This window comes from Oceanobacillus saliphilus (genome assembly GCF_023522835.1).
GTDB classification, from domain to species: domain Bacteria; phylum Bacillota; class Bacilli; order Bacillales; family Amphibacillaceae; genus Oceanobacillus; species Oceanobacillus saliphilus.
In genome coordinates this window covers 22,633-43,967 of sequence record NZ_JALCZU010000005.1, presented here as the reverse complement: position 1 = coordinate 43,967, position 21,335 = coordinate 22,633, and the positions used below count along the sequence as shown (strand labels likewise).

18 protein-coding genes are annotated in these 21,335 nt (G+C 38.4%); 1 reads left to right on the top strand and 17 read right to left on the bottom strand.

The annotated features are described in order from the left end of the window. Window positions 1–12: 12 nt before the first annotated feature. The 12 genes from MN204_RS09810 to citZ all read right to left on the bottom strand — a co-directional run bounded on the left by MN204_RS09810 (window position 13) and on the right by citZ (window position 14,334). Entirely contained in the window at window positions 13–1,344 is a 1,332-nt protein-coding gene (locus MN204_RS09810) for a replication initiation and membrane attachment family protein (RefSeq protein WP_249870902.1), read from the bottom strand. Between the two features lie 30 nt (window positions 1,345–1,374). Further along, window positions 1,375–1,842 carry a transcriptional regulator NrdR gene (gene nrdR, locus MN204_RS09805; RefSeq protein ID WP_249870901.1) on the bottom strand — a complete coding sequence of 156 codons (468 nt, stop codon included), beginning with the start codon at window positions 1,840–1,842 and terminating at the stop codon, window positions 1,375–1,377. Between the two features lie 30 nt (window positions 1,843–1,872). After that, complete coding sequence (locus MN204_RS09800; RefSeq protein WP_249870900.1) at window positions 1,873–2,265, bottom strand: cytosolic protein; 393 nt, start codon at window positions 2,263–2,265, stop codon at window positions 1,873–1,875. Between the two features lie 518 nt (window positions 2,266–2,783). Beyond that, complete coding sequence (locus MN204_RS09795; protein WP_249870899.1) at window positions 2,784–3,815, bottom strand: glyceraldehyde-3-phosphate dehydrogenase; 1,032 nt, start codon at window positions 3,813–3,815, stop codon at window positions 2,784–2,786. A gap of 265 nt (window positions 3,816–4,080) precedes the next feature. Continuing rightward, window positions 4,081–4,680, bottom strand: a complete 600-nt coding sequence (gene coaE / locus MN204_RS09790; RefSeq protein ID WP_249870898.1) for a dephospho-CoA kinase — start codon at window positions 4,678–4,680, stop codon at window positions 4,081–4,083. A gap of 14 nt (window positions 4,681–4,694) precedes the next feature. After that, window positions 4,695–5,522: a DNA-formamidopyrimidine glycosylase gene (gene mutM, locus MN204_RS09785; protein WP_249870897.1), complete on the bottom strand. Its 828-nt coding sequence runs from the start codon at window positions 5,520–5,522 to the stop codon at window positions 4,695–4,697. 14 nt (window positions 5,523–5,536) lie between these two features. Continuing rightward, complete coding sequence (gene polA / locus MN204_RS09780) at window positions 5,537–8,176, bottom strand: DNA polymerase I (protein ID WP_249870896.1); 2,640 nt, start codon at window positions 8,174–8,176, stop codon at window positions 5,537–5,539. Between the two features lie 144 nt (window positions 8,177–8,320). Then, entirely contained in the window at window positions 8,321–9,685 is a 1,365-nt protein-coding gene (gene pnpS / locus MN204_RS09775) for a two-component system histidine kinase PnpS (RefSeq protein WP_249871113.1), read from the bottom strand. Beyond that, complete coding sequence (locus MN204_RS09770; RefSeq protein ID WP_249870895.1) at window positions 9,685–10,377, bottom strand: response regulator transcription factor; 693 nt, start codon at window positions 10,375–10,377, stop codon at window positions 9,685–9,687. Before MN204_RS09770 ends, pnpS begins: the two co-directional genes overlap by 1 nt. 438 nt (window positions 10,378–10,815) lie before the next feature. Then, entirely contained in the window at window positions 10,816–11,757 is a 942-nt protein-coding gene (mdh, locus tag MN204_RS09765) for a malate dehydrogenase (protein WP_249870894.1), read from the bottom strand. Window positions 11,758–11,867: 110 nt separating this feature from the next. Continuing rightward, window positions 11,868–13,142, bottom strand: a complete 1,275-nt coding sequence (icd, locus tag MN204_RS09760) for an NADP-dependent isocitrate dehydrogenase (protein ID WP_249870893.1) — start codon at window positions 13,140–13,142, stop codon at window positions 11,868–11,870. 70 nt (window positions 13,143–13,212) lie between these two features. After that, window positions 13,213–14,334 (bottom strand): citrate synthase, encoded by a 1,122-nt coding sequence (gene citZ / locus MN204_RS09755; protein ID WP_249870892.1) that lies wholly within the window; start codon window positions 14,332–14,334, stop codon window positions 13,213–13,215. 403 nt (window positions 14,335–14,737) lie between these two features. Here citZ and ytvI point away from each other — a divergent pair, with 403 nt between their 5' ends. Further along, entirely contained in the window at window positions 14,738–15,844 is a 1,107-nt protein-coding gene (gene ytvI / locus MN204_RS09750) for a sporulation integral membrane protein YtvI (RefSeq protein ID WP_249870891.1), read from the top strand. Here ytvI and MN204_RS09745 read toward each other — a convergent pair whose 3' ends face one another. The 5 genes from MN204_RS09745 to accD form a co-directional block, all read right to left on the bottom strand. Further along, complete coding sequence (locus MN204_RS09745) at window positions 15,845–16,234, bottom strand: FxsA family protein (protein ID WP_249870890.1); 390 nt, start codon at window positions 16,232–16,234, stop codon at window positions 15,845–15,847. It abuts the gene before it with no gap. A gap of 76 nt (window positions 16,235–16,310) precedes the next feature. Further along, entirely contained in the window at window positions 16,311–18,071 is a 1,761-nt protein-coding gene (gene pyk, locus MN204_RS09740; protein WP_249870889.1) for a pyruvate kinase, read from the bottom strand. 128 nt (window positions 18,072–18,199) lie between these two features. After that, window positions 18,200–19,159: a 6-phosphofructokinase gene (gene pfkA / locus MN204_RS09735; protein ID WP_249870888.1), complete on the bottom strand. Its 960-nt coding sequence runs from the start codon at window positions 19,157–19,159 to the stop codon at window positions 18,200–18,202. Between the two features lie 178 nt (window positions 19,160–19,337). Further along, the gene (accA, locus tag MN204_RS09730) at window positions 19,338–20,294 is read right to left on the bottom strand and encodes an acetyl-CoA carboxylase carboxyl transferase subunit alpha (RefSeq protein ID WP_249870887.1); all 957 of its coding nucleotides are present in this window, start codon (window positions 20,292–20,294) and stop codon (window positions 19,338–19,340) included. Continuing rightward, complete coding sequence (gene accD, locus MN204_RS09725) at window positions 20,291–21,151, bottom strand: acetyl-CoA carboxylase, carboxyltransferase subunit beta (RefSeq protein ID WP_249870886.1); 861 nt, start codon at window positions 21,149–21,151, stop codon at window positions 20,291–20,293. The genes accA and accD overlap by 4 nt, the downstream gene beginning before the upstream one ends. Window positions 21,152–21,335: the final 184 nt, after the last annotated feature.

The following is a 21,335-nucleotide window of genomic DNA, read 5'->3' as shown; positions in this document are numbered from 1 at the left end:
CACATGACTAGTTTAGTTGCCGTTAGAATATTGTTTAAGTCGAGCAGCAATCTTTTCCTGTTCCTTTGATATATTCATGTTTGTTGCAACGGCCGGTTGTTTCGACTGCTTATGCTTTCTATCTTTGAACCAATCCGGAACAACTTCCTTGGAAGCTTGTTTTTTAGGATTGAAAGCAGACTTTCGTTTCATATCTTTTTGGAAACGTTCTTGCTCTTTCTTTGCAAAAACCATGGCTTCTTTCGCCGTTTTGATATTGGCCCTTGACCAATGACTTGCAATCTTTTCCAAATATGCCTTCGACAGCTTCATGTTTGTCTGCAATAGTACATAGTGAATGAGAACATTCATGACAGGCGAAGGTAACCCTTGGGTTGTCATTACTTCACGGATTGCTTTCATATCCTGCTCTGATGCATGGTTACCCCTTGATAGATCTTCAAGAAGCTGCTTTGGTGATATTGTTTCCAATTCCTGTATAAGCATATCCTCTTTCGTAGCCGGGACCTCTGTTGTTTCCTTTTTAACAGGCTGAGTCTCTGTAAGTCTGACTCGTTTGTTATTATTTTTCGCCTTAAAAAGATCATGGCACGCTACTTTAAATTCCTCTGTATCCAATCGATTTTCATCTGTTAATGCCCATAAAACTGACTTATCAATTTCATGTGTTTCCAGTTCATAAAGCACCATCATCTGATGAATCAGCCTTCGATTGCTAGTAGTCAATACTCTCCCTACAGGTATCATCCGCTGTTGCAACATTTGTTCCATCCATGTGAAATCCATTTGAATTTCTTCAGTGGAAGATTCTTGTTTCGGAACACTTCCCAATGCTTCAGCGGAAGGTGTAAAGGTTTGAAAAACATCATTAAAAGAGGCTGTTATATTTTGAGCCTGGCTTGTAACAGCTGTTCTTCCAAAATGTTTTTTGAGCAAATTAAATTTATGATCACCAATGTGATGCAATAAAAGCTGGGAAAGCATTGCATCTTCAAAGAACCTATCAGGAGCAAACGGGCTCTGCAATTCATATGTATACAGATCGCTGGACTCCCTGCTCTGTTTAAAGGTTTTCAGCAGCCCGATACCTTCCAGTTTCCGTCTCGATTGATAGATTTCATCTAACGGAAGATTTAAGTAGTTCATCAACGTATGATGCGTCTGGGGTGACAAATCCTGCTGAAGTTCCATATCGTGCAAAAGGGTCTGGTAAAGAGAGACAGCCTGTATTCCTAGCAGTGGCTGATAGAGATGTGTAAGTGACTTGGCATAATCTGCCGGCAAAGATTCTTTTTGCATGATTATATAACCGTCCACCGGCAAAATTTGTCCTATATACTTCATAATTATCACACCCTTTTATACGATTAAAGATTATTTATTGTTTTTATCCGTATTAATAATGTCCTTAAGTTCATCAAGGAATACGGTAATGTCTTTAAACTGACGGTATACAGAAGCAAATCGGACATATGACACTTCATCAACCTTTGATAATCTTTCCATAACTAATTCACCGATATCATTGCTTGAAACTTCTGATGAACCTTGATTGCGTAATTCCTTTTCCACATCAAGGGCAAGGGATTCGATTGTTTGGAGCGCTACCGGTCTTTTTTCACACGCCCTGATTAAACCCCTTTTCAGCTTGTCTCTGGAAAATTCCTGCCTTACACCATCTTTTTTTACTACGATTAATGGGACTTCCTCCACCCGTTCGAAAGTGGTGAAACGAAATCCGCACTTTTCACATTCTCTGCGTCTCCTTATGGATTGTCCCTCTTCGATTGGACGGGAATCAGTAACCTTTGTATTTTTATTATGACAATTGGAACACCGCATGTTTGATCAACCCCATTCCAGCTTTCTTATTTACATATGATTATCTTTTATAAGTGGTAATTCCTTATTTACCTGTGAATATATTCGGTTAATCAACTTCGCACTATATCCGAAATCAAAAGGCAATATTGATTCAGTAGTTACAGAGAAATCTACGGCTGTATGAAAAGGTCGGACCATAATAACTGTCGCAACTACAAATGTTTTTTTACCTTTTTTACTGATCGCGCTAATTTCACCATGTTCAGCTGACATAGAGTTTATAGCAAATTCCGCACTGTTGGAGAAGTAATTTTCTAGCATCGCCAATGCTTTCTCTTTACTGCATTTATAATAATGTGTTTTCAGAGAGCTGTCCCAATGCTTTTCCCCGGTTTCTGCATGATTGTTGAAATATTTTTTCAACGTATCCCCAAACGACATATTTCGCACCCCAGCAAGTATTATTTTCCATACCAATATAGTAGTTTCTATTTTACCACGTTTCGAGGAAATCCTCTAGTTGGTGTTCCTAAAATCAATTAGAAAGATAGAGGGTAAGGCCTTGTAACATCAGCTTGCAAACGGAATCTCCAAATCTTTTGTGACAGATAAGTTTTCGTATGAATTGCAGCTTCTATGATTCTGTAATTACACGCTTACTGTCATCTTAAATTAATTTATAATCAGGGGAGTTAATATAAAATGCGACGTAACTTACGTTTATTCTTGGAGATAAGTGCTCTTGGCGCAGTCCGGGATCGCTCTAGCGCAAGTTGGCTCACCAGCCGCCATCGCAAATCGTAGTTAGTCACTGTCTACATCTTTCACGAAAAAAACTATTTATTTTTTAGATTCGAGTAAGCACAGCCAAAGCTTCTTGAATACGGTCTGCGAATTGGAAATCAAAAACACCTGCTTCGATTTATTAATCGAAACAGGTGTACTTATAAAATCTAGCATTATGAAATTTTCACTTCCTGCTGAAACAGGTAGCTTCCAACATGCTTAGTCAAATCTAGTACACGTTTGGAATAACCCCATTCATTATCATACCAGGCAATCACTTTGATTTTATTTTCTTCCATGACGATGGTAGATAAACCATCTACAATAGCTGAAAAGTCAGATGTTGTATAATCAATGGAAACTAATGGTTCTTCCGAGTAATCTATAATTCCTTTAAGCTCATTTTCAGCAGCTTCTTTAAAAGCCTGGTTGACTTCTTCAACCGTTACAGAACTCTCCACATCAACGACTAGATCCACAAGCGATACATTTGGAGTAGGTACCCGTAATGACATCCCGTGAAGTTTTCCTTTTAAATGTGGCAATACCTCACTTAAAGCTTTCGCTGCCCCTGTTGTTGTAGGAATGATAGACTGTGTACATCCACGTGCGCGTCTGAGATCCTTATGTGGATTGTCCAGGTTTTTCTGGTCATTGGTGAATGCGTGAACCGTAGTCATTAAACCATTTATGATGGAAAATTTGTCATCTAGAACTTTTGCTATTGGTGCAAGACAGTTCGTGGTGCAGGAGGCATTCGAAATGACATCATCCTCCGCTGCAATATAAGCCGTTTCGTTCACACCCATAACAATTGTTTTATCAACTTGCTTTCCAGGTGCTGTAATAACTACTTTTTTTGCGCCAGCATCCAGATGTAATCCGGCACTTTCCTTCGTTTTGAATTTCCCGGTCGCTTCAATGACGATATCAATATCCAATGCTGCCCAGGGAAGTTTCTGGGGTTCTCGTGAATTAACAAGTTTGACTTTTTTATTATCAACCTCTATACCATCCTGAAGCGCTTTCACTTCTCCGTCAAATATCCCATGAACACTATCATATTTAATTAGATGTGCAAGAGTCTCAGGAGGGTAGCTGGCATTGATTGCTACAACTTCTAGTTCATTGTCTTTAATTGCCTGACGAAACACCATTCGTCCAATTCTCCCAAATCCAGTAATCGCCACACGAGTTTTATTCATAAGAAACTTATTCCTCCCATATATGCTATACTTTTAATCAATTTATATCAATTAGTATAACACATTACACAGTGAAAGTGTTTTATAAATATCACAAATTTATATATTTTTATTAATTAAAATCATTTTTATTCTAATTGGACTAATTGGTTGTCACCAAGCCTTACGGTAACAGCTTTTGTTGCATTGTACAGGTTGGTACGTTTATACTTTCCTGCGTACCAAAAAATCCAGGATGATTATGATTATCCTGGATTTTAATCGATTATAATAGCTTCCAATCTTTCAACAGTTTTTCAACCTGTTCATAGCTGTCTGCTTTTGTACCGTTATTGTCTATTACAGCATCAGCGAGTTTCACCTTTTCCTTCATGCTCATCTGTGATTGTATACGTTGGGTTGCCTCGTCCTCTGTATAATTATCCCGTGACATCAATCTATTGAGCTGGACAGCTTCATCTACATATACAACGATCGTTCTGTCCACATAGTCCGTCAGTCCACTCTCAAATAATAATGGAATATCCAAAACGACACATTTAGCTCCTGATTTTAAATGCTTATCTCTCAGATAAAGCATTTTTTTACGGATTGCCGGATGCACAATACTGTTTATAAGTTTTCTTTTCGACTCATCTGCAAATATGATAGCTCCAAGGGCCGGCCTGTCCAATGTTCCATCTTTTCTCAAAATAGACTTTCCAAAAGTTTCAACGACTTGTTCATAGGCGTTCTCCCCGGGTTCAACAACTTCCCTAGCAATTTTGTCAGCATCCACTACTGGAATATTAAAGTCATCAAACATCAGTGATACGGTGCTCTTTCCACTTCCTATGCTTCCAGTTAATCCTATACTCAACGACATTGTAATTCACCTCTTCAGCTTTTTTGACAAGATGGGCATATATGTGTACCGCGTCCACCGACTTTCATTTTCGTTATTTCAGTTCCACATTTTTTACAAGCCTTTTTATCCTGACCATAGACAAATAATTCTTGCTGGAACATTCCCATATCTCCCTGACTGTTTACATAGGATCGGATTGTAGTTCCTCCAGCCTTTACAGCTTCCTGCAATGTCGCTATTGCCTGTTTTTGAATAGCTTTTACTTCTTTCTTCGTTAGTTTGCTTGCCCTTTTTAATGGATGAACTTCAGCTCTAAATAGCGTTTCATCCACATATATATTTCCAAGTCCAGTGACAATTGTCTGGTCTAATAGAGCTGTTTTAATGAAGCGGTCGGTTTTCTTCAGTCTTTGATAAAAATATTCAAAAGTAAAGCTATCATCGAATGGTTCTGGCCCCAACTGGTTTAATGGCTTATGAAAGAATTCCTGTCCTTTGGCATACACATGCATCGTACCAAACTTCCTTACATCGTTATATCGAAGCTCTTCCCCATCTGTAAATGCAAAGATAACATGCGTATGCTTTTTAACAGGTTCAACGGCTTTATGTACACTGTACTTCCCTTCCATTCTCAAGTGGGAAATAAGCACAAAGTCATCGAGATAAATTAACAAAAATTTTCCTTTTCTAGAAAGTTCCCGAATGGTCTGGCCTTCAAGCAGTACCTTAAAATGTTCTACATCATCTGGTTCTTTAATGATATTAGGCCAGAACACATCCACTTTTTGAATTGTTTTATTCTGTATAAATCGTTCTAATGTATTTTTTATTGTTTCGACTTCCGGTAATTCTGGCATGTAATGATTTCTCCTTATTTTGCATCGAACCAGCTGCTGCCATATTCGTAATCCACTTTTAACGGCACATTCAGCTCTACTGTATTCTCCATCATTTCTGGTACAATTTCTTTCAAAATATCAATTTCTTCTTTTGGTGCTTCAAGTATCAGTTCATCATGCACCTGCAGTAGCATTCTTGCCTGAAGTTTTTCATCCACAAGCTTTTGATGCAAATCGATCATTGCCTTTTTAATAATGTCAGCAGCACTGCCTTGTATTGGTGTATTCATCGCAGTCCGCTCTGCAAAACTTCTTAAATTGAAGTTTCGGCTTGTAATTTCAGGCAAATATCTTCTTCTGTTCATTAACGTCGTGACATATCCTTTGTGCTTGGCTTCCTGGACAATTTCATCCATATATAATTTCACACCAGGATAGCTATCAAAGTACCGTTCAATAAAACGCTTCGCTTCTTTTCTAGTTATACCAAGGTTCTGTGATAGGCCATAGTCACTTATGCCATATACGATTCCAAAGTTAACTGCCTTAGCCTGTCTTCTCATATTGGAGTTAACTTCATCCATTTCTACATGGAAAACATCCATGGCAGTCTGTGTATGAATATCTACATCATTCTTGAATGCAGCCACAAGTTTTTCATCATTAGCTATATGTGCAAGTACCCGCAATTCGATTTGTGAGTAATCAGCTGCAAACATAATCCAATCTTTTTGAGCTGGAACAAACGCCTGTCTGATTTTTCTTCCTTCTTCAAGTCGGATTGGAATGTTTTGAAGGTTCGGCTCCATGGAGCTTAATCTGCCTGTTTGAGTCAATGCCTGATTGAAGCGGGTATGGATTTTATTCGTGTCTTTTCTGACAACCTTTAGAAGGCCTTCGATATAAGTTGACTGTAGTTTCCCCAGCTGTCTGTATAGGAGTAGCTTTGGAATGATCTCATGCTCGTTTTGGAGCTGTTCAAGTACATCTGCTGCTGTCGAATAACCCGTTTTCGTTTTCTTGATGACAGGAAGCTTTAGTTTTTCAAATAAGATTGGTCCAAGCTGCTTTGGAGAATTTAAATTGAACGATTCTCCAGCGAGCTCATATACTTCCTTTTCCAGCTTACTTAAACGTTCTTTGAGATCGTTACCCATTTCTTCGAGGGTCCCGATATCAACCTTTACGCCGAGATGCTCCATTTCACCTAAAATTAATGCTAGCGGCATCTCGAGTTCCTTCAATAATTCATATAGTTCATGTTGCTTTAATTGCTCTTCCATTTCATCTTTTAATTCAAATAGTGCAGCTGTTTTACGTACGACATGTTCAGCAAGCTGTGACTCTTCGGGAACTTTGATTTTCGCTCCCTTTCCATAGACTTCTTCATCAAATAACACATCGCTTTTCCCCATACGGTTGCCAATTGCAGGGATATCGTGGTTATTTTCCGCAGGATTGAGCAAATAGGATGACATCAGCATATCAAAGGTTATTCCCTTAATATGAATATCGTTCCTTAAAAGAGCGACCATTGTTTTTTTCGCATCAAATACACTTTTCGTCTTACTGCTATCCTCAGCCCATAACTTAAATGTCTCTGAACGAAGTGCCACTTCTGTTGGAATAAAGTATGCTCCATTTTTATTGACAACTCCAAATCCTTCTATAGCTGCCAGATGGTAATTTTCTCCAATCATTTCAACAACTAGTGCTTCATCACCTATAAACATGTTTTCGTTAATTTCCGATACAATTGAAAATGAGATTTCATTCATTTCAGAACTTGGTTTCTGCTCTTCTTCCGTTTCATCCGAAACACGATTCAACAGGGACTGAAATCCAAGGTCTTTGAATACAGCGCTGACTTTTGAGGGCTGGAATCCGTAATAGACGATGTCCTCCACGGAAATTTCAATAGGTGAATTACAGTTAATCGTTACAAGTTCTTTGCTCATGAATGCATCTTCTCGATAGTTTGTCAGATTTTCTTTTAACTTTTTGCCGCTCACTTCTTCAAGATGATTATATACTTCTTCAAGTGTCTCATATTGCTTTAACAGCTTTGTGGCCGTTTTCTGACCGACTCCCGGCACTCCAGGAATATTGTCGGAACTGTCTCCCATCAATGCTTTCAAATCAATGATTTGTTCTGGGGTAATTTCCATTTTTTCAACCATATAATCTGGACTGTATTTCTCAATATCGCTTATTCCTTTTTTCGTTACATGGACGGTCACGCGATCGGATACAAGCTGAAGTAAATCTTTGTCTCCCGAGATTACCGTTACTTCCCAATCTTCCTGATTGCCTTGCTTGGACAACGTACCAATAATATCATCAGCTTCGAATTGTTCCAGCTGATAGTGCTTAATATCAAACGCATCAAGCAACTCTTTCATAACTGGAAACTGTTCGGAAAGCTCTGAAGGAGTTTTCTGGCGGCCCCCCTTATATTCTTTATAGGTGGAATGGCGAAATGTAGTTTTTCCTGCATCAAATGCTACGAGCAGATGGGTAGGCTTCTGCTCCTCAAGAATACGCAATAGCATTGTAGTGAATCCATAAACTGCATTTGTATAAACACCCTTATCATTATTCAAAAGTGGCAAAGCGAAAAATGCTCGATAGATAATACTGTTGCCATCAATTAAAACCAACTTTTTTGACATCCGTTATCCTCCTGTACAAGTAATTCCTACTATTTATTTTACCATTGTCTATTGGGAAATGAAAATGAATGAGATCTAACGGTTCATAACACCGATCGTTTTCATGCACAGAAAAAAATAGACATCCTCCATATGACAGGATGTCTATTTTGGGAGATACACATGAATGATGGTACCTTTGTTAATTTCACTTTCAACTTCTATTTTTCCGCCATGAACTTCGACGATATGTTTAACAATTGCCAACCCCAGCCCAGTTCCACCAGTATTTCTACTACGTGCCTTGTCAATCCGGTAGAACCGTTCAAATATTCTCGATATCGCCTTTTGTTCAATTCCAATTCCAGTATCGGCTACTTTTATATGGATATAGTTCTCTACATGACCGAGGTAAAATTCAACAGTGCCGTTTTCCGAAGTATATTGGATTGCATTATCCAGCAAATTGACAATTACTTGTTTAATTCGTTCCTTGTCAACTTTCATCGTCATTTCGTTATCGACTTCAACGGAGAATTTCAAACCTTTTTGTTCTGCATTTATTCGGAATGCAGGTATGACTTCTTCCACTAACTCCCCTGCCTTAAACTTATTCAATACCAAGCGGAAATCTTCTCTCTCCAGTCGTGATAGTGATAATAAATCTTCAACTAACAACTGCAGTCGGTTACTTTCATTATAAATGATGTTTAAAAATTCCTTTGTCGTTTCTTCATCATTCATACCCGCTTCCAATAATGTTTCCGAAAATCCTTTTATTGACGTAATAGGAGTACGCAGTTCATGGGATACATTGGCAACAAAATCTTTACGGGTTTTCTCCAGTTTCTTCAATTCTGTTATATCATATAGCACCAATACTGCACCCTTAAGGACCTTTCGTTCATTAAAAATAGGTGCTCCGATTATCTCGAGATATATTTTGTTCATACCTGACCTGTGGGTAAATGACTCCTTTATATTTCGTTCATAGAGGAATGTTTTCTGGACTGTTTTATGAAATTTTTCTTCATCCAAAACATCGTAATAAAGATATCCCCTGTAGTCTTTTACCGTTTTACCGAACATAGAGATAAATTTCCGGTTAACTACATGAATATAGCCCTTTTCATCAATCAAAACGAGTCCGCTTTGCATGTTATCAATAATAGTCGATAATTGTTTGGACTGTATTTGTTCCTGCATGGAAATCTCGCTCATATTCCTTGCAAGTGAGTTTATCTTGAGGCTCAGTTCCGCAATCTCATCACTTGCGGAACTATGAAATCTTGCACTGTAATTTCCCTTTGCTATTTCATCAATCGTACTCGTAGCTTTAGAAAGTGGTTTTACATATTTATTATATAATACTGAAATTAAAACGATTAAAAAGACAAATTCAATCAATATCATGGAAATCAGCAATAAAAGGTTACCATCAGCTTGCCAAATAACAAAGCCTGACACAATCAAACTCAAAATGATAGCTAAAGCATAAGGAAAGAGCGTCCTGGAAAAAACATCTTTCATCAAATTGGCTCCTCCAACTTATATCCAAGCCCTCTCACCGTTTTAATATATATAGGTTTTTTTGTGTTCGGTTCAATCTTATCTCTGAGATGGCTGATATGAACATCAACAATTCTTGTATCGCCAACGAAATCATAATCCCACACACTGCTAAGGAGCTGATCTCTGGAAATGACTTTTCCTTTGTTTTTTGCCAGATGAAATAATAGCTCAAATTCTTTTCTTGTAAAGGTTATTGTATTGGCACCCATTTCGGCTTCATAACGTTCCGGATAAATGACTAGATCACCAATTTTCAACAAGTTAAAGCTTTGCTCTGCTGATTTTTTGCTTCTTCTCAGGATTGCTTTAATTCTTGCGACAACTTCTTTTGGACTAAATGGTTTCGTTAAATAGTCATCGGCTCCCATTTCCAAACCAAGAACTTTATCAAATTCTTCATCCTTTGCAGTCAGCATCAATATAGGTGTTTCAATTTTATTCATGCGTAAATGTCTACAAACTTCAATTCCATCCATTTCAGGAAGCATTAAATCCAGTACAATCAAATCAAATTCATTTTTTTCACACTTTTCAATTGCTTCACGTCCATCGTAAGCGACATCCGTTTGAAAACCTGCGTTCTCAATATTATAGTTCAATAGAGTTACAATTGGTTTTTCATCGTCAACAATTAAAATTTTCTGACTCATAATATCAAGTACCCCCATCTTCTCCAGCTGCTATTTTATCTTTTATCTTGCGTGGTCAAAAAGCTGCCAAATTAGAAACGACAAGGTCAAAGTGGCGATGCTATTAGCAAAAGCAAATGAACGTATGCTATTAATACGTGAATAGCTAATATAGCGAACCATCGAAGCAATTTGACACTTATCTATTTAATAATTTTTTGACATCTTCTTATAACATTATCTTATCATTATTAACACAAAACGTATAATAAATAAGGAAATGTAAACAAAATTTTACACTGACGTGGTGCCTGTCGCTCCCCGAATTATGTTGAAAACTATTAGCTTATTTTCGACTGTGTTTTTTAGTTCTATCGAAAAATAACTGCTGTTTTTGTGGAGAGATGTTTAAAAATATCCGGCTACTTGTTCAAGTAACCGGATATTTCGATTTCTATGTTATCGTTTTAGTACGGAAAGCACATTCTTAACAGAATCAGCAGACTTATCCAATGCTGTTTTCTCATCAGCAGTAAGGTCTAATTCAATAATTTCCTCTATGCCCTTTCCTCCAAGGATGGTTGGAACACCAAGGTAAATATCGTTATAACCATACTCACCTTCTAAGTATGCGATCGAAGGAATCACACGACGTTGATCCTTTAGAATTGCTTCTGCCATTACGGTTAAAGAAGCTGCGGGTGCATAGTATGCACTGCCATTACCAAGCAGGTTAACGATTTCTCCACCACCTGTACGGGTCCGTTGAACGATTTCTTCAAGGCGCTCTTTGGAAATTAATGTTTCCAACGGGATCCCTCCAGCATAGGAATACCGGATTAATGGTACCATGTCATCACCATGTCCACCAAGCACAAATCCGGAAATATCTTTAACCGATAAATTCAATTCCTCAGCAACAAATGTACAAAAACGTGCTGTATCCAAAACACCAGACTGTCCGATAACGCGTTCCTTCGGTAATCCGGATGCCTTAAACACCGTGTAAGTCATGGCATCAACGGGGTTTGTAAGTACGACAATCGTAGTATCTGGTGAATATTTCACAATATCTTTTGCTACTGCTTTCATGATTTTTGCATTTGTATTTACCAAATCTTCTCGGCTCATACCTGGTTTGCGTGCGATACCAGCAGTGATAATAACCAAATTAGAGTCTTTCGTATCCTCATAATTGGAAGTACCGGTAATTTTAGCATCAAATCCTTGAACAGGTGCTGCCTCTGCCATATCCAGTGCTTTCCCTTTTGTCGGGTCTTCCATTTGTGGAATATCAACAAGTACAATATCCCCAAGTTCCTTTTGTGCAAGCATTAATGCTGTAGTGGCTCCTGTAAATCCAGATCCGATAACTGAAATTTTATTTCTTTTTAATACCATCTTTAAAATCCCCTTTTTACCATTTTGTAATATTGCAGATTTTAAAACGTCTAAAAACAAAAAGGTTGCGACGAACTGGATTCACACCATTCCGTCGCTACCTATTTTAATTATTTTGCCATATTCTTGATTAATTCCTGACCAAATTCGGAACATTTAACTTCTGTGGCGCCATCCATCAAGCGTGCAAAATCATATGTTACGACTTTGGACGCAATTGTTTTATCCATCGAATCAGTGATTAAGTCTGCCGCTTCTCTCCATCCAAGATGCTCAAGCATCAATACTGCTGAAAGAATAACAGATGATGGATTCACTTTATCAAGCCCTGCATATTTTGGAGCTGTACCATGTGTAGCCTCGAAAATGGCATGTCCAGTATCATAGTTAATGTTTGCACCTGGAGCAATACCGATACCACCAACTTGCGCTGCCAAAGCATCAGAAATGTAATCTCCATTTAAATTCATCGTTGCTACGACATCAAATTCTTTCGGACGAGTAAGAATCTGTTGTAGGAAGATATCAGCGATTGCATCTTTAACAAGGATTTTACCTGCTGCCAAAGCCTCATCCTGTGCTTTATTTGCTGCATCTTTACCATCTGATTCCACAAGGCGATCATATTCAGCCCATGTGAATACTTTATCGCCGAATTCTTCTTCAGCTACTTCATAACCCCATTGTTTGAAAGCACCTTCTGTAAATTTCATGATGTTACCTTTATGTACTAAAGTAACACTTTGACGTCCTTCCGTTAATGCATATTCTATTGCAGAACGAACAAGGCGTTTTGTACCTTCTGCTGATACTGGTTTAATGCCGAGACCTGAAGTTTCTGGGAAACGGATTTTGTTTACACCCATTTCATTTTTCAGGAAATCCATTACTTTTTTTACTTCATCCGAACCTTGTTGCCATTCAATACCCGCATAGATATCTTCCGTGTTTTCTCGGAAAATTACCATATCAACATCTTCCGGTCGTTTAACCGGTGATGGTACACCTTCAAAATAACGTACTGGACGCAGGCAAGTGAACAAATCAAGTTCCTGACGCAATGCAACGTTAAGAGAACGGATTCCCCCGCCAATTGGTGTTGTTAAAGGTCCTTTAATGGCAATTTTATATTCGTTAATTTTATCTAACGTATCTTTAGGAAGCCATTCCCCGGTTTTATCGAATGCTTTCTGACCAGCATAAACCTCCAGCCAATTAATTTTTTTCTCACCATTGTAAGCTTTCTCTACGGAAGCTTCAATCACTTCTTTGGCTGCTGCCCAAATATCTGGACCCGTTCCGTCCCCTTCGATAAATGGTATGATTGGATTGTTTGGTACTTTCATATTTCCGTTTTCTACGATTATTTTTTCTCCCTGTGCCATTGCATAATACCTCCTATATTTATTCAAAGAAATAGCTGGATATCCAGCCATTCCGGTTCCATATTTTCATTTATCCCCGCTGAGAAAGCTCTACGTATTCCTGCAATTCAGGACCGTTGTATTCAGCACGCGGGCGAATCAGACGGTTATTGTCATATTGTTCTAGAATATGTGCCAGCCAGCCGGATGTACGGCTTACAGCGAAAATCGGTGTAAACAGATCGTAATCAATACCAAGACTATGATAGACAGACGCACTGTAGAAGTCCACATTTGCTGGAAGGCCTTTATTCTCTTTTACATATTCTTCAATTTTAACTGACATGTTGTACCATTTTTCCTGACCTGTAAGTTTAGTCAGCTCTTTGGACATTTTCTTCAGATGTTTCGCTCGTGGATCACCATTACGATATACGCGATGCCCCATACCCATAATTTTTTCTTTGTTTTTAAGTTTTTCATCTATATAGGGAATAGCATTTTCCTCTTCACCAATTTCAATCAGCATTTTCATAACATTTTCGTTTGCTCCACCGTGTAAAGGACCTTTCAAAGCACCGATTGCAGCAGTGATACCAGAATAAATGTCTGATAGTGTTGCAACACACACTCTTGCGGTGAAAGTAGATGCGTTTAACTCGTGGTCTGCATGAAGTACCAATGCTTTATTGATTGCCTCAATCTCAATGTCTTGAGCTTCTTTACCATTAAGCATATATAGGAAGTTCTCAGCATAGCCTAGGTCTTTCTTAGGCTTCACTGGATCCTTGCCATTTCGGATTCTTGAGAAAGCCGCTACAATCGTTGCGATTTTTGCCTGAATACGAATTGCCTTTCGCTTATTTGCTTCTGTTTCCATAACATCTGCATCACTGTCATATAATCCAAGCAATGACACTGCAGTACGTAATGCTGCCATAGGATGAACAGTCTTTAAATCATAGGAACGTAAATGTTCGATGACTGCATCCGGAATTTCCATATTTTCTGCAAGTTCTTTCTTGATATTTTCCAATTCCCCTGCCGTTGGAAGTTTGAGATTCCAAAGTAAGAAAACTACTTCTTCAAAACTCGACTTTTCAGCCAAATCATCAATTTTATATCCTACATAGGATAATTGGTCATCAATGATTGAACTGATTGACGATTGAGTTGCAACAATACCTTCTAATCCCTTTGTCGATGTTGTCATATGAACCCTCTCCTTTTTCATAAATTAATTGTGACATTATGTATAAAGAATGCACAATTTTATATGACAATAATTTCTGTAACACGATATTCTGTTGTTATTCATATTTAAACAGCAGAAGTCATGTTACGCTTCTACTTAAATCAATGCACCCTTTTAAGTAACCTATTATTGCCTACCCCAGTCTTATTATAAAGGAAATTTAATAGAAAGTGAATTGAAACCGTTTAAATTTTTAATATTTACTAAAATAATAAGATATTCACAGGGTAATGTCGTTAAGTATAAATACGAAAGATTGATTTTTTGTATCACATGTCTATTTCCATCCTATTTATCATATGTAAAATAGTACAGGCATTCATAAGCCAGTATTTTTCACGTGAAAATGGGGTGCATAAAGTTGGAAAAAGCATTGTTACTGCAATTTCTGAGATTCTTTCTAGTAATAGCCGGATTTTTAATGGTCAGCACGGTTCTTATTACTACATTCAAATATAGTTATCCGATCCTTTTGGCCGCAATCATTTCTGCCCTCATTCATCCTGTTGTTCGCTTCCTAGAGCAGCGAGCAAAACTTCCGAGGTTTATTTCTGTATTTGTAACATTGATTGGATTTCTTCTGTTTTGCATCGGACTCTTATTGCTAGTCATTACAGAGATATATCAAGGTTCTCTATTTTTGGCCGAGCAATTGCCAAGGCACTTAGAATCCTTTGTTTTGTTTTTGGAAAACTTTTTCAATCATAATGTATTGCCTATCTATGAAAAGGTTATTTCCTACTTTCATTCGCTTGATCAAAATCACCAAGTTACGATTAATGAATATATACGTTCATTAACCGACTTTATTGCATCTACGGGTGGTGACCTACTTCAAAATAGTTTAACAAAAGTCCCCGTTATGCTTGCTGCAGTACCCGGTTCCATAACATCCATTATCTTCGTATTGCTCGCAACTTTTATGATTTCAAATGATTATGAACGTTTAAAACTAGTAGCAGGAAAGTATATTCCAATAGGTGCGAGTGAGTCGACCCAGAGGCTTATTCGTCATTTAAAACATGCAGTCAGTGGGATTTTCCGGGCTCAACTGACATTGATGTTCATCTCTTGTTGCATTATTCTAGCCGGACTTATGGTATTTCAAATAGATCATGCACTCACCATTGTTTTGTTTGCAGCTGTAGTGGATTTAATACCGTATATAGGGACAGGGATTATATTTATACCTTGGATCATTTATCTTTTTGCTGTATCCGACTATCATTTGACAATTGGACTAAGCGTTCTTTATATGATTGTTATTTTATCCAGACAAATACTTGAACCAAAGATACTTTCATCTAAAATCGGAATACATCCATTGATCCTGTTGATTGGGATGTTTATCGGAATCCAGATATGGGGATTTGCAGGACTATTGATTGCACCATTACTGATCGTACTGGGAAACGCACTTCATCAGTCGGGAATCCTGCAAATTTTATGGAATTTCATAAAGGGGTGATTACCATTTCCGATAAATGATTGTTCCATTTCCCATCATTTTATTAATTAATTTACGTATGATCCTTTTCAGCGGTGTACGTGTAAACGGAAGGACAAGTATAAAGCCTACTGTATCCGTAATGAAGCCGGGAGAAAATAAAAATACAGCACCAATGAAAATACAAATACCGTCCAAAATTTCTTCTGTAGGGGGAATTCCTTTACTCATTTGTAATTGAGCTTTCTGCCAAGTGTCCATTCCTTGCCTCTTCGCGAGAGATACGCCTATTATACCAGTTAGAATTATGAGAAATACGATCCACCACGGCCCTGTAATACCGCCGAGCCAAATAAATAAACCGATTTCCAAAGCGGGAATTACGAGTAAAGCTAATAATAGCCAGCGCATCATTCACCATCCTTTCTTACTTGAAAAATAGAAACCGGTAAAATACCGATTTCTATTTTTAATAACTTCATGTCAGTTACAATACACTCGCATGCCCTTCATAAATATCACCTTTTGAACCATCAACAGTAATATCCTGACCATCTTCAAGTAAATCAAAGACATCATTTACTCCCACAATAACCGGAATTCCAAGACTCAAGCCGACAACAGCTGCATGGGAAGTCAAGCCGCCTTCTTCCGTAATGATGGCGGAAGCTTTCTCGATTGCTGGCATCATATCTTTTTCAGTGCCATATGTGACAAGAATATCACCATCTTCCATTTTTGACAACGCATCTTCGTTGGTCTTGGCAAAAACGACACGGCCGTATGCACTTCTTCTGCCAATACCTTGCCCTTTAGCTATCACATCACCGATTACATGGACTTTAAGCAAGTTTGTCGTGCCGCTTTCTCCAACTGGTACGCCGGCAGTTATGATGACTCTGCCGCCTCGGGTACAAAGTCCAGTACCTAATCCTTTATCAACCGCGATATCAAGCATTTCATCTGTAGAACTTGCTTTATTGCCCTTTACAGCATGTACACCCCAAACAAGGGATAGCTGACGGTTAACATGCTCCGAAAACGTAACTGCCAGGATCGTCGCTTTTGGTCTGTATTTCGATATCATTCTTGCGGTATGGCCACTTTCCGTTGGGGTAATGATAGCATCCACATTCAAATTCATCGCTGTATGTGTTACGGACTGGCTGATTGCCTCTGTAATCGTCATTTCCACATTTTTAGTTCGCTCATTTAAAATTGATTTATGTTCCAGAGCAGACTCTGTTTTCAAAGCAATATTGCTCATCGTCTGAACGGATTCAACCGGATAGATACCTGCTGCGGTTTCTCCGGAAAGCATGATTGCGTCAGTTCCATCAAAAATTGCATTTGCCACATCGGACGCTTCCGCTCTTGTCGGACGAGGATTTCTTTGCATGGAATCAAGCATTTGCGTAGCAGTGATGACTGGCTTACCTGCATTATTGCATTTTTTTATAAGTGCTTTCTGAACAAGTGGCACATCCTCAGCAGGAATCTCCACACCAAGATCACCACGTGCCACCATCAATCCATCACTTACTTGCAGAATGCTGTCAATATTATCGACACCCTCCTGATTTTCGATTTTAGGGATGATTTGAATATGTGCTGCCTGGTTATTTTCCAGCAGTTCTTTAATTTCAAGAATATCAGATGCTCGGCGTACAAAAGATGCTGCAATAAAATCAACGCCTTGTTCGATGCCAAATTTAATGTCTTCGCTATCTTTTTCAGTAATACCTGGAAGATTTACAGATACATTTGGTACATTCACACCTTTTTTATTTTTAATGACACCAGAATTGAGTGCTTTTGTATGGATTTCGCCATTTGCATGATCAATATCCATTACTTCCAATTCAATTAGCCCATCATCGAGTAAAATTTTCGATCCTGCATGAACATCCTTGATTAACCCATCATAAGTTATAGAAAATTTTTCTGCTGTTCCTTCAACTTCCGCCATCGAGATAATGACGTTATTTCCTTGTACAAGTTCTGCATAGCCATCTTTAAAATTATTTGTTCTAATTTCTGGACCTTTTGTGTCCAATAGTATAGCTACTGTTTTATTTTTATTTCTTGCTGCTTCTCTTATGTTTTTAATGCGGGCGCCATGTTCCTCAAAGTCACCATGTGAGAAGTTAAGTCTGGCAACATTCATACCTGCATCAATTAATTTCTCTAATGTATCTACTGTTTCAGATGCAGGGCCAATCGTACATACGATTTTAGTGTTTCTCATTTATATTTCTTCCTCCTTGATTATCATAACTAGCTTACATGTTCTCTTGTTTCAACTAATGTGAACCTTAATCGAGCGGATTACAAAAAGACCGTTATTGCGTTATAAATACTCATTATATAACCGGATTAAATGGATAGTTCTTTGGAAAGCTGGTACATTTCTTCATTGATTGAATGATCCCTTGTAAATACTTCATCAAAAGCATGATCAACCAATTTATTATTTTGTATCCCTACCATTCGACCACCCTGGTTCTTTAAAAGAAGTTCAACAGCTCTTGCTCCTAAACGGCTTGCAAGCACCCTGTCTGTTGCGGAAGGTGATCCACCACGCTGGATGTAGCCAAGAACCGTTACACGTGTTTCAAGCTTGGTTTCTGCCTCAATTCGATCTCCATAGTCGAAGCCGCTTCCAACTCCTTCCGCCAAAAGAATGATACTGTGCTTCTTGCCACGTTCATGTCCACGTTTCAAGCGATCGATGATTTCGGAAAAATCCTCCTTTTTCTCAGGTATAAGTATACTTTCTGCACCACCAGCAAGTCCTGACCAAAGTGCGAGGTCTCCGGCATCTCTACCCATCACTTCAATGATATAGGTACGTTCATGTGATGTTGCAGTATCACGGATCTTATCAACTGCTTCGATAATTGTATTTAACGAAGTATCAAAACCTATTGTGAAATCAGTTCCAGAAATATCATTGTCAATTGTTCCCGGGACCCCAATACATGGATAGCCTTTTTCGGTTAATTTTTGCGCACCACGGAAACTTCCGTCACCACCAATTACAATTAGTCCATCTATTCCCAACTTCTTCATTTGTTCTATTGCTCTTTCTTGACCTTCGTCCGTTTTGAATTCTTCACTGCGGGCAGAAAAAAGAATTGTTCCTCCACGTTGAATAATATCTCCCACAGAACCCAAATCCATTTTCACGATGTTACCTTCCATAAGCCCCTGGTAACCATTTTTGACACCATAAACTTCCAGATTATGATAGATACCTTTTCTGACTACGGCACGAATGGCAGCATTCATCCCTGGTGAATCTCCCCCACTTGTCAGCACACCAATCTTCTTCATGTTAACTTCACCTCACGTCGCCAAATTAAATTTCATTTAATACTGTACCATACCCTTTTAAGATAAATAAAAACAGAAGAAATAGCAATCATTATCCTATATTTAAAGAGAATTTTATATTTATTTATATAAAATAAGAGACTGATATTATTATTTATCAGTCTCAACTATTACAGTATTAGATTATTTCATACGCACCAATCTTCTTATATTTTTCCCATCTATTCTCAAGTAATTCTTCTTTCGTGAATTTACTTAGAGATTCAAGTGATTGTTTCAGTACGATGTCCATGTTTAATGCCTGCTGTTCCAAATTACGGTGGGCCCCACCTTTAGGTTCCGGTATGATCTGGTCAATCACATTTAATTTTTTTAAATCATAAGAAGTAATTTTCATGGTTTCAGCAGCCCGCTGTGCCTGTCCGGAATCTTTCCAAAGTAATGCAGCCGCACCTTCAGGGGAAATTACCGAATAAGTCGAGTTCTCCAGCATATGAATGTAGTCACCTACACCAAGTGCCAACGCACCACCACTTCCACCTTCACCAATAACAACGCAGACGATAGGTACGGTGAGACCAGCCATTTCCATCAGGTTTCTGGCAATGGCTTCACTTTGCCCTCGTTCTTCGGCAGCTTTACCCGGGTAGGCCCCTTTGGTGTCGATAAAGCACACAATCGGCCGATCAAATTTTTCTGCCTGTTTCATATGACGCAATGCTTTGCGATAGCCCTCCGGATGTGGCATTCCAAAGTTCCTGCGAATGTTTTCTTTTGTATCTTTTCCTCGTTGGTGACCAATTACTGTAACAGGTTTACCATCATAAAAAGCCACCCCTGCCACAATTGCCTCATCATCCCCAAAGTTTCTGTCACCATGGAATTCAATGAAATCCGTGAAAAGTTTATCTATATAATCCAAGGTGGTTGGACGCATTGGATGTCTCGCCATCTGAACCCGATTCCAGGGCTTCAAATTCCCATATATCTCATCTTCAAGAACGGCGAGACGTTTTTCCAATGTTTCAATCTCTACAGACAAATCGATTTCGCTATCTTCTGTGAAACTTTTCAACTCAGCGATCTTTTCTTTTAAATTTACAATCGGTTTTTCGAACTCCAGTACTGAATTCATGTTGTGTCGCCACCTTTTTGATGCATTTGAAGAAGCTTCGAAAGGATTTCTTTCATATCATGTCTATGGATCACTTTGTCCAATTGACCATGTTTCAACTGAAATTCAGCAGTCTGGAAATCATCAGGAAGCTTTTCTCTAATTGTTTGTTCGATAATTCTTCTGCCAGCAAAACCAATCAGAGCTCCTGGTTCAGCAAAGTTATAGTCCCCGATGGAGGCAAAGCTTGCTGAAACACCGCCTGTAGTCGGATGGGTCATAATGGAAATCATTAACCCACCCTTATCACTGAAACGTTTGATTGCAATAGAGGTTTTGGCCATCTGCATGAGACTCAAAACACCCTCCTGCATCCTGGCACCACCAGAAGCAGTAAAAATAATGAATGGTATTGATTCCTCTTTCGCATTTTCAATGGCACGAGCAATTTTCTCACCCATTGCTGAACCCATACTCCCCATTCTAAAAGAGGAATCCATAACAGCAAAAGCAGTTGGTATACCATCGATCATACCCTTACCGGTAACTACCCCTTCGTTCAGTTCTGTCTTTTTTCGGTCTTTCGCAATTTTCTCTTCATATTCCGGAAAATTGAGCGGATTTCCAGATGTAATCCCTCTATCCCATTCCTTAAAAGTATTCGCATCAAATAAACTGTCTATCCGTTCCCAGGCAGTCATAGGGTGATGATTACCACAATTTGGGCAAACATTCAATGACTTCTTCATTTCCTTGCGATAATATATTTTATTACATCCATTGCATTTTTGCATAAGTCCTTCAGGAACATCCATCTTAGCCTGTTCACTTGGTATGGATGCGTATTTCTTCCGCTTGCTGAAAAGATCCTTTAGCAAGTTTACTCCCCCTTTAATACCTACCTTGACATGTCAGCCTGTACATTTTGAATCATTTTAATCATCATAACGATATTTTATTAAAAAGAGTGTCAAAAACAGTCGAGAGTAATTTTTTTCTCTCAACTGCCACTTCTATAGGTTTCATTTAGTAGAAAATTTGGTTGTCACCAAGCCTTTCGGT

Excerpts from the sequence above, each read along its gene's own strand:
- nrdR (WP_249870901.1), bottom strand. The coding sequence starts at position 1,842 with ATGCGGTGTTCCAATTGTCATAATAAAAATACAAAGGTTACTGATTCC.
- coaE (WP_249870898.1), bottom strand. The coding sequence starts at position 4,680 with ATGTCGTTGAGTATAGGATTAACTGGAAGCATAGGAAGTGGAAAGAGC.
- accA (WP_249870887.1), bottom strand. The coding sequence starts at position 20,294 with ATGAATTCAGTACTGGAGTTCGAAAAACCGATTGTAAATTTAAAAGAA.
- MN204_RS09745 (WP_249870890.1), bottom strand. The coding sequence starts at position 16,234 with ATGCGCTGGCTATTATTAGCTTTACTCGTAATTCCCGCTTTGGAAATC.
- MN204_RS09770 (WP_249870895.1), bottom strand. The coding sequence starts at position 10,377 with ATGAGTCAGAAAATTTTAATTGTTGACGATGAAAAACCAATTGTAACT.
- MN204_RS09795 (WP_249870899.1), bottom strand. The coding sequence starts at position 3,815 with ATGAATAAAACTCGTGTGGCGATTACTGGATTTGGGAGAATTGGACGA.
- pnpS (WP_249871113.1), bottom strand. The coding sequence starts at position 9,685 with ATGAAAGATGTTTTTTCCAGGACGCTCTTTCCTTATGCTTTAGCTATC.
- MN204_RS09800 (WP_249870900.1), bottom strand. The coding sequence starts at position 2,265 with ATGTCGTTTGGGGATACGTTGAAAAAATATTTCAACAATCATGCAGAA.
- citZ (WP_249870892.1), bottom strand. The coding sequence starts at position 14,334 with ATGACAACATCGACAAAGGGATTAGAAGGTATTGTTGCAACTCAATCG.
- icd (WP_249870893.1), bottom strand. The coding sequence starts at position 13,142 with ATGGCACAGGGAGAAAAAATAATCGTAGAAAACGGAAATATGAAAGTA.
- polA (WP_249870896.1), bottom strand. The coding sequence starts at position 8,176 with ATGTCAAAAAAGTTGGTTTTAATTGATGGCAACAGTATTATCTATCGA.
- pfkA (WP_249870888.1), bottom strand. The coding sequence starts at position 19,159 with ATGAAGAAGATTGGTGTGCTGACAAGTGGGGGAGATTCACCAGGGATG.
- MN204_RS09810 (WP_249870902.1), bottom strand. The coding sequence starts at position 1,344 with ATGAAGTATATAGGACAAATTTTGCCGGTGGACGGTTATATAATCATG.
- pyk (WP_249870889.1), bottom strand. The coding sequence starts at position 18,071 with ATGAGAAACACTAAAATCGTATGTACGATTGGCCCTGCATCTGAAACA.
- mdh (WP_249870894.1), bottom strand. The coding sequence starts at position 11,757 with ATGGTATTAAAAAGAAATAAAATTTCAGTTATCGGATCTGGATTTACA.
- mutM (WP_249870897.1), bottom strand. The coding sequence starts at position 5,522 with ATGCCAGAATTACCGGAAGTCGAAACAATAAAAAATACATTAGAACGA.